The organism is Paenarthrobacter sp. 10L412, from assembly GCF_056395565.1.
This window is the reverse complement of sequence record NZ_JBFTJT010000001.1, coordinates 382,408-396,378: the sequence shown is the minus strand read 5'-3', so window position 1 is coordinate 396,378 and position 13,971 is coordinate 382,408. Positions and strand designations below refer to the sequence as shown.

Annotated in this window: 8 protein-coding genes and 1 pseudogene; 6 read left to right on the top strand and 3 right to left on the bottom strand. The window is 58.7% G+C overall.

Annotation, left to right across the window (positions count from 1 at the left end; genetic code table 11):
* Together AC1DD7_RS01770 and AC1DD7_RS01765 are read right to left on the bottom strand one after the other, a co-directional pair.
* Positions 1–2,684: FG-GAP-like repeat-containing protein (locus AC1DD7_RS01770; RefSeq protein ID WP_477513552.1), on the bottom strand; the 2,684-nt coding region annotated here is incomplete at its 3' end.
* A gap of 861 nt (positions 2,685–3,545) precedes the next feature.
* Positions 3,546–3,974 carry a hypothetical protein gene (locus AC1DD7_RS01765; RefSeq protein WP_477513542.1) on the bottom strand — a complete coding sequence of 143 codons (429 nt, stop codon included), beginning with the start codon at positions 3,972–3,974 and terminating at the stop codon, positions 3,546–3,548.
* Positions 3,975–4,456: 482 nt separating this feature from the next.
* On the opposite strand from AC1DD7_RS01765, the pseudogene AC1DD7_RS01760 reads away from it, so the two are divergent.
* From AC1DD7_RS01760 to AC1DD7_RS01740, 5 genes and pseudogenes are all read left to right on the top strand, one after another.
* Positions 4,457–4,712, top strand: a pseudogene (locus AC1DD7_RS01760) (DNA-processing protein DprA); the annotation flags it as partial.
* Between the two features lie 115 nt (positions 4,713–4,827).
* Positions 4,828–6,228, top strand: a complete 1,401-nt coding sequence (locus tag AC1DD7_RS01755) for an ApeA N-terminal domain 1-containing protein (RefSeq protein WP_477513541.1) — start codon at positions 4,828–4,830, stop codon at positions 6,226–6,228.
* Positions 6,229–6,307: 79 nt separating this feature from the next.
* A complete protein-coding gene (locus AC1DD7_RS01750) occupies positions 6,308–6,904 on the top strand; it encodes a hypothetical protein (protein WP_477513540.1) in 597 nt (198 codons plus the stop codon).
* A 320-nt stretch (positions 6,905–7,224) separates the two neighbouring features.
* On the top strand, positions 7,225–7,485 hold the full coding sequence (locus AC1DD7_RS01745) for a thymidylate synthase (protein ID WP_477513539.1): 261 nt from the start codon (positions 7,225–7,227) through the stop codon (positions 7,483–7,485).
* Positions 7,486–7,519: 34 nt separating this feature from the next.
* Positions 7,520–7,651, top strand: coding sequence for a thymidylate synthase (locus AC1DD7_RS01740; RefSeq protein ID WP_477513538.1), 132 nt, complete (start codon positions 7,520–7,522; stop codon positions 7,649–7,651).
* Positions 7,652–7,796: 145 nt separating this feature from the next.
* On the opposite strand, the gene AC1DD7_RS01735 is transcribed toward AC1DD7_RS01740, so the two are convergent.
* Positions 7,797–8,474 carry a hypothetical protein gene (locus tag AC1DD7_RS01735; protein WP_477513537.1) on the bottom strand — a complete coding sequence of 226 codons (678 nt, stop codon included), beginning with the start codon at positions 8,472–8,474 and terminating at the stop codon, positions 7,797–7,799.
* Positions 8,475–9,229: 755 nt separating this feature from the next.
* On the opposite strand from AC1DD7_RS01735, the gene AC1DD7_RS01730 reads away from it, so the two are divergent.
* Positions 9,230–13,120, top strand: a complete 3,891-nt coding sequence (locus AC1DD7_RS01730) for an NACHT N-terminal Helical domain 1-containing protein (protein ID WP_477513536.1) — start codon at positions 9,230–9,232, stop codon at positions 13,118–13,120.
* Positions 13,121–13,971: the final 851 nt, after the last annotated feature.

The following is a 13,971-nucleotide window of genomic DNA, read 5'->3' as shown; positions in this document are numbered from 1 at the left end:
GGTCCCAGGATTGTGGTCATGCCGTTCCATCCGGTTCCGATTTGGCGGGGTGTCAGCCATCCGCCGGTGCCGTTGCCGGGGTAGAGCCATAGGGCTCCGGAATTGTCGCGGGCAATGACATCGGCTTTGCCGTCGCCGTTGAAATCGCCCGGTCCCAGGATTGTGGTCATGCCGTTCCATCCGGTTCCGATTTGGCGGGGTGTCAGCCATCCGCCGGTGCCGTTGCCGGGGTAGAGCCATAGGGCTCCGGAATTGTCGCGGGCAATGACATCGGCTTTGCCGTCACCGCTGAAATCGATGGACTTCCTGGATTGGTTCGTGAAGGTGGTGCTCCACTGAGCGGGGGCGTTGGAATCGAGACGGTAGTTAGACCGTGCTTTTGCGGTGATGGTAATGGTGCCAGAGCCGGGATAGATCCCGGCAGCCTTGACCGATGAACCGATCAGATAATCCACTCCTGCCGTGGAGGGGATGGTGTAGGTGTCTTGGGACGTGCCGTCCCGGTCGGCGAAGACCACGGGGTTGGGAATCACTTCAATGGGGCCGGTCTTGAAGGTGGTGCTCCATTGGCTGGTACTGCCGGGGGCAAGGACGAACCCGGTTCGGGCTTTGGCGACGGCCGTGACGGTCCCGACTCCTGGATATGTGCCCGGTGTGGTGAGCGCAGAGCCAACGAAATAGTCGACCCCTTCAACCTTCGGGATCGTGTAGGTGTCCTGCGCCGTGCCGTCCTGATCGAGGAACGTCACTGCTGCCGCTGTGACGCTAGTGTGTTGTGGCGTGTCTGGCGTCAGGGTGAAGGACTTGGTGGAATAAGCGCCTTGGTTGTTTACGCCTTTCACAGTGAAAGCCGGAAGGGTCGACGCCTCGTATCCTTCAGCCGAGGCCGAGAGTGTGTATCCGTCGCCGCCAAACAAGCCTGGGAAACTGTAAGTGCCCGTGGATGACGTAAGCCTCCAGCCCGACTCCCGTTGTCCGAGGTTCTCCATGCAACCGAAACCGCCACCCCAGTCCTTGCCGGCTGGGTCGTAGCGGGACATGTACACCATGGCGCCGGCAATTGGCTTACCGGCAGTGTCCGTGACCGTGCCGGATATGGAGCTGGCCGGATACATGGCAACGCCGCTACCGAACCACCAACCGTAGAAATCCGCTCGTTCAACATAGCGGTCCTGAACGTCGTACATGGACATGCATTCCCTGTCGAAGTTGACTCGGGGAGGACTGGTTGCCCAGCCATCGGCTCCGCTATCGACAGTCCAGGTGTCATTGTCGCTAACGGACACGCCTTCAATTGGTCGTCCGGTGACTTTGTCGTAAAAATAGAGGGACAGTTTGGAAGCGCGTTGGAGCTCCTGGTCAATCTTCGTCATCTGGCCCGAACCCTCTATGGTCAGCACTTTGGCGTAGTCGAGCCGGTCAGAGTCATTGCGGGCCGGCTGGGACGTGTAGTACTGATCGAAGTAGTCGACGGCGTCTGCCCCGGTGCCGGCTTTGGAGCCGTCATCGAAATAGAGCACGTACTGGCCGCTGGCAAGTCCACCGAAGCCGTAGTAACCGTTGCTATCCGTGCTTTGAGTGCGCTGGAGTTTTTGGGTTCGGGATCCGTAGCTGTCCGTGGTCAAGCTATAGAGGCTGACCTTAATCTCCTTTAGTCGACCGAGGTCAGGGCGAAGGCCCAGGCCGGTGATTGTCCCTTCGATCCCTCCACACGCCGTGCCGGAGACGACGAAGATGCGGAGCGTCACAGGGCGTTCCGTGCCGGCTAGGGAATACACGCGCAACGGAATTTCATACGATCCAGGAGTAAGTCTTCCCGCATAAGTTCCGTCGTCAGCAATGCCGAATTCCCTACCATCCGGGTACGTGAACCCCGAGTCGTACACGGTGGCACCTGTTGGAGCGTAAGGCTTCCGCAGCCGCCAACGCTCAGCCTTGGCTCCCGCCGCATTCAATGGTTTCACCCACAGGGTTCCTTGGAAATATCCCCCAATCGAGCAAACAGTCTTAGTAACCGTGGCCTGGACAGGGACGGTCATGGCCAAGGCCCTGCCGGTAACTCTGGTCACCGCTGCAGAGATCCGATCGGCAGTGTACGCAGTGTGGATGGCCGCCCCTTGATCAATCGCTGCCGTCAGGGTGGGAGTCGGCCCTGAGTCAAAAACGGTCCCGAACCAGGAACCGAGGAGCTGCGCCGTATCGCAGACAAGGTCTGTTGAATCGCAAAAGTCCGTAGTCACCGGACCCAGGCCAGCCGGATAGGCAGTGTACGGAAGCCCGAAGGAGGAGATCAAACCCTTCCCGGCAGTCGCCGATCCTAGATTCACTTGAGTGTCGGCCGGAATCCGGGCAGGGTTGGCAAGCAGGACAACTCCCGCGTACTTTTTTGGGTCGGCATAGTTTGCAACGGCCTGAGAAATAACCAGGGCACCTTGGGAATAGCCGAACAAGGCCCATTTCTGGTTTGGACAGGAGATCGCGGACGTACCCAGCCTGTCCGCCAAGTCCAGCCAGCCACTGTTCACACTTTCGAAGTAGTTCCAATCCGAGCCAGAGGTCGAAAAGGCATCCGCCACGTCTGCCGCCAGCGTCGACATGGCCTCAGCAGGGTACCAAAGCTGCACACTCTCAACTGTGCGTTGCGCCCCGACGGCACTCTTGAACTGCGACTCCATGGCATTCACCTTTGAATTACCCAGCGTCTCACCCGAACCGCGAGCTGTGATCACCAGCAGATCGGCGCACTTCTCGACCGGCGGCGGATCAAACGGAAGGGGAGCTGACTTCGCCGCAGCCGGGGCAAATGGCGTTACCAGCCCACTCGACAGTAGTAATAGACACACGAGGGCAATTACGCCCTTCCCGATCGCACGTCGAGAACGCACCCCATACCCCCAGATCAGTCCTCACGGACCTGCCTTGTGATTCACAAAACACTATGAAGATCTCGTTGCAAAGCTTCTCACGTGAGGCGAGGTTATTGGGTGAAATGACATAGATTTCGTTTTCTTCTGCGAAGCGACTGCGGCCTGCCCGCAAATCGTTGCCGCTCGTGGCCGAGTCACGGTGTCGCAACGCAGGTGGGGCGGTCTGTTTGCTTGCCGACATATGCGCCGTTATCGGCATTCAAACGACGGGAGTCGAAGTAACTGCGAGAACTCCCGTCCCATGGCGAACCGTACGTTTTCGCACGTCAGCCGGGCTTTAATGGCGTTTTGTGTTGCTCGCTCCGTCGGCCGGGTTTGGCCTTGGATTGCTTGTGGCCGTAGGTTTCCTGCATCTAATGCATGTTTCCACGGTTTAGGGGTCGTTGTGAGTGGTGAAACCTCCTCGAACTCACCGAGCTCGCGCCCGTGGCTATCATCGCCGAAACCCTCGGCTACTCCCGCAGCACCATCTAATGTCACGCCACAGACTCAGCCGACGCCTACGCGTACGCCTAATACGTCGCTGCCGCGAGAACCTCACGGCTGCGACGCAAACAGGCTGGCTTCCGGAGGCCCTTCGTAGGAGACCCGCCTCGGGCGTGTCGTCAGATAGCCCTATTACGTCCCGCTGGGCCAGAGGTCGACCCTTACATGCTCGGGCGACAAATCGCCCGGATCGGTGATGCTGACCAGGTATTGAGTCATTCCTTTGTGGGCCGGAACAACAACCTCCATGTTGGCATCTCCCACCGATAGGGTCCCCTCAGGAGTCGAGAGGATTCCCCCACCCACTGCATGATTGCCGGCCTCCGGCCCTACCTCGTTCTGGTGCAGGGCTATCGACACCGTCGCCTCCGCGAGGCCACTGTCAATGTCTTCAACATCCTGAGCATGCCGCACCATCATGACCAGCGCTCCCGAGGTCGAACAGACAGGCCGATCTGGTTCGATCTCCGGGAAGTCCTCCACTTGACCAGGACCCGTGATTACAGCGATCCCCCACTGCCACGGTCGTCGAATAGAGATCACGAGTATCGGCTGCTCCATGGAGGAAAGTCTCTCACCGCACGGTACTCCCGGCCCATGAATACCCGCGCATGCCAGTTTGCGTGTCGGGGAAGTTCTCAGTCATTGCGCAGGCCGCTGACTAGTCCTCTTTTTGGGCGAACACCGGAGGCGCGAATGCCTTTGATCGAGCGGCGAGATGGTCGCGGGCAGCCGGTGTCTGGGCAACAGGATCCCGTCAGCGTTTGCGACCATCGGGAGGAATCGGTACTGAGGCGCGACAAGTCGGGGATCGCGCTCTGTGCGGCACGATCCCTTCAAATTGGGTCTGCCAGCGGGTGACGCGGCACGACGCGCTTCTTTTGGTGGAAATCTTGTCGAAATCGTGATCACGGCTTGAAGCGGCGGATGTTTCGAGGCAGGGACGCCGCGTCGCTGAGTTCACCGGGACTGATTGTTGAGGAACCTGTAGCCGTCAGCCATCTCGTTAAGAAAATCGATGGCGGCTAGCTTTGGTGTTCTGCATCGACAGCGGCATCCTGGCACCTTCCCGATACGTGGCCATGACCGGTTCCCGGGACTCCACCAGCTACGGCGCCTCCGTTACAGGGGATATGGCATACGGGTTGGCCTGACGTGAAATCTGCGTGATCTCAGGGCTTGCGGTACTGGCCTGATGCTTGGACGGGACTAGCATCCGGAAACGCTGACCTCGCGGCTGCGATCCGCGGCAACGGCCTAACGCTCTCAGAGCTCCCACCCGGCTCCGCCCCGACCCGGTAACGCACTTTGTAGTGGAAAGAGCAAACATACGCGTTGCTTCGTCCCGACTATTGGCCCGCTAGAATCCCTGTACCGGCACTGATTGGGGGAAACGGCTTTGAAGCGGTTTACTATGGGCGACACGGTTCCCGGCCTTGTGATCGACAACGTCGAGGAAACGCCCTACGTGACCGGGGTGCTGTCTTTTGAGGAGTTGAAGGGCATCACCCTACTGGTCCCGTTCGCCAACAACATCGCTCAGTTTTCTGCCGTCAAGGGATGGGCGCGTGACGGTCGCCCGCCATCCAACCTCCAGCTACTTACCGATCGTGGCCGATTCACTCTCTATGGCTGCCGGACCTCCGGATCAACTCTCAATTTCGGCGGGAACGGGTTTTCAACTGTGAAGATCACGCCGCAAGAGGTCGTCTACAAGGACCGGGACGGCGACTTTGACGACGCCCTTGAGGTCACCGAACTCCGGTCGCGGATTGACGGTCTGACGGAGTGGACGGATATGGGAGCAACGTATTACTCCTTCGTGGGGGACGAAAAAAACCGGGTGAGGAAGATCAATGTCGAGGTAGAGTCACCGCCTCCGTTGGTCTGGGAGCACGCAGACGTGACGTTCGAACTGAGCACTAACTGGATAGTGGATGAGGAGAGGCCAGGCTTTCGTGTGCGTGAGTGGGTGTGTCTAACCACGAAGTTTGAAACGTCGAGACCGTGTGCTGACCATTTCGCCGAGCAGCGCAAGGTAGTGGCACTACTCACCCTCATGTACGGACAAGCAGCCGTATTTCGCCACCATGACATACGAGACGACCGTTTCAACGCGAAGGTTTTGACCGGCAAGGTATACGACGTGCCCTTTTTTGAAATGGTTTCCGAGAATACTGTCTCTGACTACTGGCGTGCCCTTCCGGGTGAGATGAAGCACCCGCTGGCAACTGCGTCCGAGGTTGGAGTCGAGGGCCTGCAACGCTGGATGGAAAGCTTCGAAAATTGGGAGCGCGTTATCCAGCCCAGCGCCGGAACACTGAGACGACCGGAGTCCTACGTAGAGGATCACATCGTCAATGCTTCCGTAAGTCTGGAGGCCGCCGGGCACATTATTGGAGAGGTTGAGGGGGAGCGGGAATCGTGGTCGAAAGCCAAGCGTCCCAATCCGACCACTGCAACTTACGTCTTCCGCGCCCTCGCCGCCGTCGAACTTGACTGGTCCGAGGTAGCTGCTTCTCGTTTGGCGCTGGCAAGGGCAATTGCCAACAACTACAACGACGTCAAGCACCCCGAACGTGGCCCGATGCCTCCCGCGGAGCACACATATGTTGCTGGAAAGATCGCGCTTCTTGTTGTGCGGCTGCTAGCGCTGAGGCTGATGGAACCGAACATGAAGCTAATAAAGGCATTCGGAGACGACTGGAAGTTTAACCAGTTCAAGCAGCAGATCGTCGGCATGGACGTTTATGCGGATAGCAATGGTCGATTTGGTTCCTATCCCGAAGTGTTCGATGCTGCGGACGAGGATTGAGGGCTACGTAGGGTGCGGCAATGAGGATTATTGAGAAGCTGTTGGTTGCCCCGGAAGTTCGACAACTAGAGTTGTCGGCATGGACATTGGCAACCTTTTCACGTCGCCGGACTGGGGCACTATTCCGGACTGGCTGGCGGCAATAGGCACGATTTCCGCGGTGGTCGTGGCGCTCAGCTTGGCTCACCGGGATGCGGAGCGTTTGGCGGAGGAGCGCAAGGAGGCCAAGGGAGACCGCCTTGAGGCCGCTAAGGAACGGGCCCTATTCCGGGAACAACAGGCAGCGGAAGCCGAGGAGCGCAAGAGGCGCCTTGCGGCGAAGGTCACACTGGTGGTCAAGCCGTTTCACGACGGGGCAGAGAGTTTTATCAGGTGGACTGTCCACAATGGCGGGGACGAACCTGTCTCGATGGTGTCCGTCGTCCGGCGTCCGCAACCGGTCAACGCGAGCCTGGAAAAACCCGGCGTGGAGGTGAGCCACACATGGCCCAGTATCGAAGCTCGCGGCGAGCGCACCAAAGTGACGCAGGTATACGACACCTTGAAAATGCGCGAGGGCGAAGTGCAGTTCATCGACGGGGCGGGGCAGCGGTGGCAACGTAAAGAGTTCGGTTCCTTGCGGATGCTCAGCAAGGAAGATCCGGACACGCTACGGATGGTTATGATCGAGCGCTAGGATCTCCGCGCGAAATGCAAAAAGCCCCACCAGCGAAGCCGTTGTGGTTTGGCTCGCCGAAGGGGATTTTGTTTGCGCGGGAGACCTCGTAGCGCGCAAAGCCTTTTGTGTGAGTTGATAGCCAGTGGCATCAAGCGCCGAGGTGGCTAATCTCTCGGGCATGGATGACTTGGCTTACGCGATCATTGAGACCGAGCGTGAGGCGAAGGCTACCGTGGGCGTTGCCAACCAAAAATGTCCAAGCTGTGGGGTGATGGATTTCCTGGATCCGGGCAGGGCGAGGAAATCCTCTCCCAGCTCCGACTCGATGTGCACCTGACATGCTTTTGGTTTCTCGGGCGCACATAGGTCCACAAAAGACACACGCCCGGCACAGGGACATCCCCGCCGAGGTCGGGGGAGGCTACGTTGACCAGATTGACGCCCTCGTCGAAGGCGTTAGGACCGACGCGTTCAGCCGCCGGCACATGGTCTCCACCTGGAGGGTCGCCAAGGTCCCCGACGTGGCCCTGCCCCCCCAAGCCACACCATGTTCCAGTTCCACTTCACCCCCGACGCCGACGGCAAGCTCTGGAAGCTGAACTGCAGCTCTACCAGCGCGAGGGCGACCTGATCATGGGCGGGCCTTTCAACATCGCCTCTTACGCGAACCTCACTTACATGCTCGCCCAGCAGATGGGACTTGAGGTCGGCGAGTTGAACCACACCTTCGGCGACGTGGACATCTACTCCAACCACATCGACTAGGTGAAGCTGCAGCTCCCCCGCAAGCCGCGGCCATACCCGCAGCTAAAAATTGCCTGGAAGCCGGACTCTATCTTCGATCACCGTGTTAGGACTTCGATATCGTCGGGTATGAGCCGCACGACGAGATCAAAGCACCCGTCGGGGTCTAAGGCCGTTGCTCTGCCAAGGCTCTCATCCCGGTCCGGTACATCAGTTCGGTGTCCGGATCGGTGATGGGAGCTTTTGCAGGTCCAAATTCGGCCGTGAAGTCTAGCCCGTCGATGGTTTCGACAGTGGTGATCTTGGTAAGTGCACCGACGACCGAGCCGTCGGCCAGGCGGAAATCGGTGCCGAAGTGCTTGGACTTCAGGTTGCGTGCGCGCAGGTAAGTCCAGTTGTTGGTGCCGAACCGCTTTTCGGGAGGGACCGGCAACGGGGTGCAGAGCGGGCAGGGAGTGTAGGAGGACAGGCCTTCGATCTGTGCCCGTGTCCGCAGGTTCGGCCAGACAGGGATGGGGTCATCACCACGCGAGTCCTCACGGAGCCGTTGCGGGTAGCGCAAGTTCAAACCCCACGCCTCTGCCCGGTCTACGAACCGGTGCATGCTCAGGCACATGGGCAGATGTACCTTGCCCGCAAGGGAGATAATGTAGCAGTCGCCAGCGACCAGCCACTCCTGCATGGCCGCCGTCTCCAAGGCTACGGTTGCCCGCATCCGTTCCCGGAGCTCATCGTGGCTAAGATCCTGCAGAGCCCGGAGGAAGTCCTCCTGCTTGTACAGTTCCCTGGCCGCCGCCGCGGCCTGCCCGGCCGGCGAATCGGCGGGGCTTGTCATTCCCGTCATACCGACTAGCTTATCGAACCGGAAGACCGGATACGGCCAGCCACTGCACGGGTCCGCGTTGTGATTGGTGGAGGGCGGATGCTTTTGAAGTGCTCAACGAACACCCCGTCGAACTCTACGAATTCACCGGAACAACACTCGGTCGAGGAGTTCCGTCTCAGCACCCCTAAGGTGAACCTTGCCTGTGTAGCGTTCCGCGCGAAGCCTAGTGCCCGCCGCAATGCCTCCTCGAGGCCAACGGAGTCTCGAGCAGAGCCAAATGCATCCTCGATTGCTCAAAACAACTCATGCTGCACACTCACTTACGTGCCAGTATTTAGAAGTCGAGCGCGGCCGGGGAACACCATTTAGAAAAGGCGCACCAAAACGTTTTGGTGCCCCTTCTGCGTGTGCATAACGAGGGTCGGCAGATGTGCTGCTCGGCTAGTCCGACGATGATGACAGCTTCCGCATAGTTCTCACCGTAGTCCCCCAGCACTAGCATGCTCTTGTGGCGACGCAGCCGTTCCCAGGCCGCGTGGACGGTGCAAGTGCCTTGGAGATTGGACGATCCCGTCTCGACGCCGAAATCCGTATGGTTGTATTACTCCTATGCTCAGATTCGGTACGAAGGCTAATACCACCGCTCGCACTAGTGGTCGCCCGTGAGCGTGTCACTGGCCCTAGGTGTTGCTCTAACGAAAATAGTGCTTCGTGCGGGAGGAGCAGGGGATCTAGCGACCTCTCTCGGCGATGGGAAAGAAGCGGCGACTAGCTTGCTGACGCTCCTGCGTCGACCAGCCGGGATCGATGCAGTGACAAGGAAAATCGCTGATCAACTTGATGGGTTCATTAGCGCCGAGTTTAGGCAGGCCGAGGAAAACGACAGAGCGGCGGCTATCCGTGAGGCCACTGATTTGCTTGAATCAGCTCTGCGGGACGACCGGCATCTCATCGATGCCGTTATAGACCCGCTGCGCCTGCGGAAGTATCTTGACCAGAGTGGTGCGGCTGTTCGTAAGGAAAGCCTCGGTGGCGAGGCGGGGGGGATATTCGTCATCCTCCTAGACTGGACTGTTGATTGGATTGCTAAGCACGCTCCCAAATCCGAGGTTTTCAACAGGGCGGCCACAGTTCGGCTCCTCCAGCAAACCGACGGCATCGCCACGTCTACCTCAAAGACAAAAGAGGAAGTCCTCAAGGTTAACCGGTCCGTGGAGTTGCTCACGGCTAGGTCGCGTTTGAATCCGCTCGCTAATGACGAGATCGAGCGGTATGCGCAGGTTGTTTCGGGCTTGGCGCCTTCCGTACTGCTTGGGCGGACAAGGGAACTGGCAGATTTGGAAAAGTTCGCACTGTTCGGACCCGGCCAGTGGTTCGGCATTGAAGGGGCGGCGCAGACAGGCAAGACAGCACTAGTCAGTACATTCTGTGTTACGCCACCGCCAAACGTCGCAATCGTCCCCTTTTTCGTACGCGGTAGCCAAGCGACTGCTAACGACAGAGATTCATTCCTAGCGCGGGTACTTCCGCATCTTGCGCATTTGTCAGGACTGGACAGCGTAACAGTCGACGCGAATGCTGCCCGGGCCGAGGACAGCTTCCGGAAGTATCTGGAAAGTGCCGCGAGGAGATGCCTTGACAGGGGCATCACGTTGGTTCTCCTCATAGACGCCCTTGACGAGGATGCCTACATCATTGATCGATCAAAGATGAAGCCCTCCATCGCTGCGGTGCTTCCGGCAGAGTTGCCCCCAGGTGTCCGGATTGTGTTGACGGCGCGACCAAACCCACCGCTTCCTAGTGACATCGCAGGGACCATCCGCGGCGGAGCTCGTCATCCACTGGAAGATCGAAAGATGTGGCGTTCACTCGACCCTTCTCCCCACGCGCGGGCTGCCTTTTCCATGGGTGACGTACACGAGTTCATGCTCCTGCAGCCAGGTAAGGATATTGCAGCCTTTCTTGCGGCTAGCGGCGGCCAGCTGACTATGTCGGACCTGGCCGAGCTAAGTGGTTCAGACGTGTCAGCAGTGGACAGGGTCATCACGACCAGCCCTGGCAGGTTGCTCCTACCAGATCGGTCCGGGAGGGCCGTGAGCTACAGCCTAGGTCACGCACTGATCACTCAGATGGTTCTGTCCATTTTGGAGCCTAAGTTGCTCGATTCGGGGGCGCCTGATCCGAATGACAACGCAGCGTGGAATGAAATAAACGCACGTGTGTTACGGCCGTGGCGAACTCGCATTAATACCTGGGGCAAAAAGTATGCCTCTCGTTTCTGGCCGGACGATACCCCGCAATACCTTCTAGATGATGCATACGTCGCCCTGCTCGCAGACGACAGGGAGTTTCATTCGGATTTGTACAGCACTCTAGCCAGTGACTCGCGGATGAGATCGCTTTACGACAGTCATGAAGAAACGCACTACACAACCATTTCGCAGATACGCAGAGCAACGACGAGAATCATCGAAGGGGCCCCCGGCGGGCTCTCCGATCCTGATCTACACTTAATCGCCAAGCTGGTTGCTTTCCAGAGTAATTTGGCCACACACAAAGGAAAGGTTCCAGCGCAGCTTCCTGCAGCGTTTGGCTGCCTGGGAAAGTACACGATCGCTAGCAGTATAGCGCTGAGCATTCCTAAAGCTTCGGATAGGCTTGAGGCCTTCACCGAGCTAGTGCCTGCCCTTTTGAAAAGTGATCAGTCCGACAAGGCGCTCGAAGCGCTCGAACTGGCCAAGACCATCCTTCAAGTCATTGTAGACCCCAGAGAACAGAGCCGGGGACGGCACCAGGTTGCCGTCGCTATGGCACAAATGGGTTATATCGCTGAGGCGCTATCCATGGTGGAGTCTGTGCAGTCCCCAGCCACTCGAGGGCTTATTTTCGCGGAAATGGCTCGCGCTCTAACAGCCGTGGGAAAGATGGACGAAGGTCAGAACACGGCGATGAGATCAAAGCTTGTCGTCGAGCAACTGTCGCCATTCCAATCTCTGGACAGCATCGCTTCAACCGCTTTGGCCCTTGCCGAAGCGGGAATGGGCGAGGAAGCAGCTGCTATGGCGCTGAATGCACTAACTCGGGCCGAGCTCCTAACCAAGGCGGCACCCCGAGCACACGTACTTAGGGTCACGGCCGTCGCCTATGCCAAAGCGGGGCACCAACTGAAGGCCGAGGAAGTAGCCCAACAAGCATTGGAAACGGTGTCTCGTGTTGGGAACACTAACACTCGGGGTCGTCTACGTGCGGCAGTGGCTCAGAGCTTCGTTGAGATAGGCCTAGTGGAGCAAGCAATTCATATTGCTAGCAGTATTTCTGACAGAGCAGGACGTGCCTGGGCCTTAGCGGTTGTGGCACATGCCCTCGCGGCCAGCGGACGAGCCAAACGGGCTTTTGACGTCGCTCAGCTGGCCCGCAAGGACGCCGCTACCATCCAAAAACCGGATGCCCGCTCGCGGGTATGTGTAAAGGCGGCTCTCGCCCTTCATGGAATAGGAAGACCTGACGAGGCCCTCGCGGCCACGAGGGAAGCTGAGGCGGCCGCGGTGGAATCGGCGAATGCCACATCGCGGGCACGGGCACAAACCTTGGCCGCCCAAGCTTTTGATATCGCTAGCCATGGCAGCGATCCTTCCGACGCATTGAAACACGCAAGAACAGTGAAAAGTGTCGAAGATCGGGTGAATATCCTCGGCCAGCTCGCGAAGATACTCGCCGAAAATCAGCATCCGCGCGTTGCCTTTCAAGCAGCCACCGAAGCCAGTAATCAAGCGAAGTACATCTCATCAAGTAGAAATCGAGACCATGCCCTTGCTACGGTAGCCGGGGCTTATGGAGCGGCGGGGTCATTCGAGGAAACGAAGACCTCGTTGGAGTGCATCCAAGACCCGGGAACGAGGACAAGAGGCGCAATTTTGGCGGCTGAAGCCTTGATCGCGATTGGCCTATCGGAAGCCGCACATGGTGCCATCACGGAGGCAAGTAAGTACGCATCTACAATTGTTCACCCGGACGCCAGGGCTCATGCGGTCGCCTCCACATCGCTTGCGCTGTCCGCGATGGGCTTGACGGGCCAAGCGCAGCAAATGGCGGCGGACGCTCGTTCGGGGTTAGTCTCGACGCCAAAGACGACAGGAAGAGCATTGGCGCTGGTGGTAGTAGCGGATGCTTTGCTTGCCGCAGGATCTGCTGAGCTTGCTCGCACTACCGCCCGTGAAGTCTTCGAGATGACGAAAGATCTTCCTAGTCGGTTCGGCCGGGCCAAAGCCTATGCACGAGTCGCTTTGACACTGATTGCAGTGGGCCTTCGGGAAGAGTCGAGGGCAGCAGCGGCAGCAGCTCGGCGGGAGGCAGCCGCAATTAAGAGGAGTAATCGCCGGTCGTCGGTCCATCAGCAGGTCGCCTATGCCCTAGCAACAACCGGTAGCATCGCTGAAGCGTATGAGGTAGCCAGCGGCATTACCCACTATCAGGGTCGGGCCAGGGCATTGGCGCTAATTGCGGAGGCCTTGATTAGCAAGGGCGAAGTGATCGGTGCCTTGGACTCACTCACGCGATCGTGGGTAGCGTCGGGCACAGTGATGGAGAGTTGGTCACTGCTGGTCAGCATTCGGCCAGGGATTGCCCATCAGCTAATAGCAGACGGTGCGATAGGCCCCGCCTAGTCGCATGCGACTGCCTGTTCGAGTTCCGGGAAGAAATACGTTGTTAGGCTCCGGGAATAGGGAAATCCGGTCACAGCAACTCGGCATCTCGCGCACATACCCGTGCCGTTTCGCTTCGACGTCCTGCCCTCTGCTACTCATACGACGCAGTCACGACGAAGCAATGCTTCGCAGGACCTTTCCCGAGCAACGAGTCAACAAGGTCAGCCTTCGCCGTGAGGTCTCCCGTGTCATAGGCACGACGTCCGCGGAGCACTCAAAGAACACCACGGGAACTATTCGAATTCACAAATCAACCCAATTCGGAAGAACTCAGTCAGCACTCCTGAATTGGAGACTCTGACCCTGTATCGGTCAGCGCAAAGCGTAGTGCCCGCACAGGGCTTGGCCGAGAGCACCGGCCGCGGCCAGGGACATGGCTCTCCTTGATTGTTCACAGCGAGTCATGCAGGGCGCCACTATGCGTAAGTATTGGAGATCAGGCTCTCCCGGAAACCGGACGACGGGAAGGAGCACAAACCTTTTGGGGCCCTTTCAGCGCTTGTAGATTACAAGCGTCGGCAGATGTGTTGCTTGGTTCGACCTACGATGTTTGAAGCTTCTGCATAGCCTCGATATCGGCATGCGCGAACTGCTCAACCACCGAGCCGAGGTGGCCCATGCTGGCTAACAGGGTGCAGCTGCGCTCCGAAGAGACCATGCGGGCGTCTTGCAGCGGAACCGCGTCCCGGCGGAACCTGGCCCTCCCCCTTGGTGAGCATGTCTAGGCGGTGTCGAGGGCCAACTAGAGGTAATGGTGAGTATTGCAGCCGTGGTCTTGCCTCATCTAGTTGAGACTGTCCTATAAAGTA

Excerpts from the sequence above, each read along its gene's own strand:
- AC1DD7_RS01765 (WP_477513542.1), bottom strand. The coding sequence starts at position 3,974 with ATGGAGCAGCCGATACTCGTGATCTCTATTCGACGACCGTGGCAGTGG.
- AC1DD7_RS01755 (WP_477513541.1), top strand. The coding sequence starts at position 4,828 with ATGGGCGACACGGTTCCCGGCCTTGTGATCGACAACGTCGAGGAAACG.
- AC1DD7_RS01750 (WP_477513540.1), top strand. The coding sequence starts at position 6,308 with ATGGACATTGGCAACCTTTTCACGTCGCCGGACTGGGGCACTATTCCG.
- AC1DD7_RS01745 (WP_477513539.1), top strand. The coding sequence starts at position 7,225 with ATGCTTTTGGTTTCTCGGGCGCACATAGGTCCACAAAAGACACACGCC.
- AC1DD7_RS01740 (WP_477513538.1), top strand. The coding sequence starts at position 7,520 with ATGGGCGGGCCTTTCAACATCGCCTCTTACGCGAACCTCACTTACATG.
- AC1DD7_RS01735 (WP_477513537.1), bottom strand. The coding sequence starts at position 8,474 with ATGACGGGAATGACAAGCCCCGCCGATTCGCCGGCCGGGCAGGCCGCG.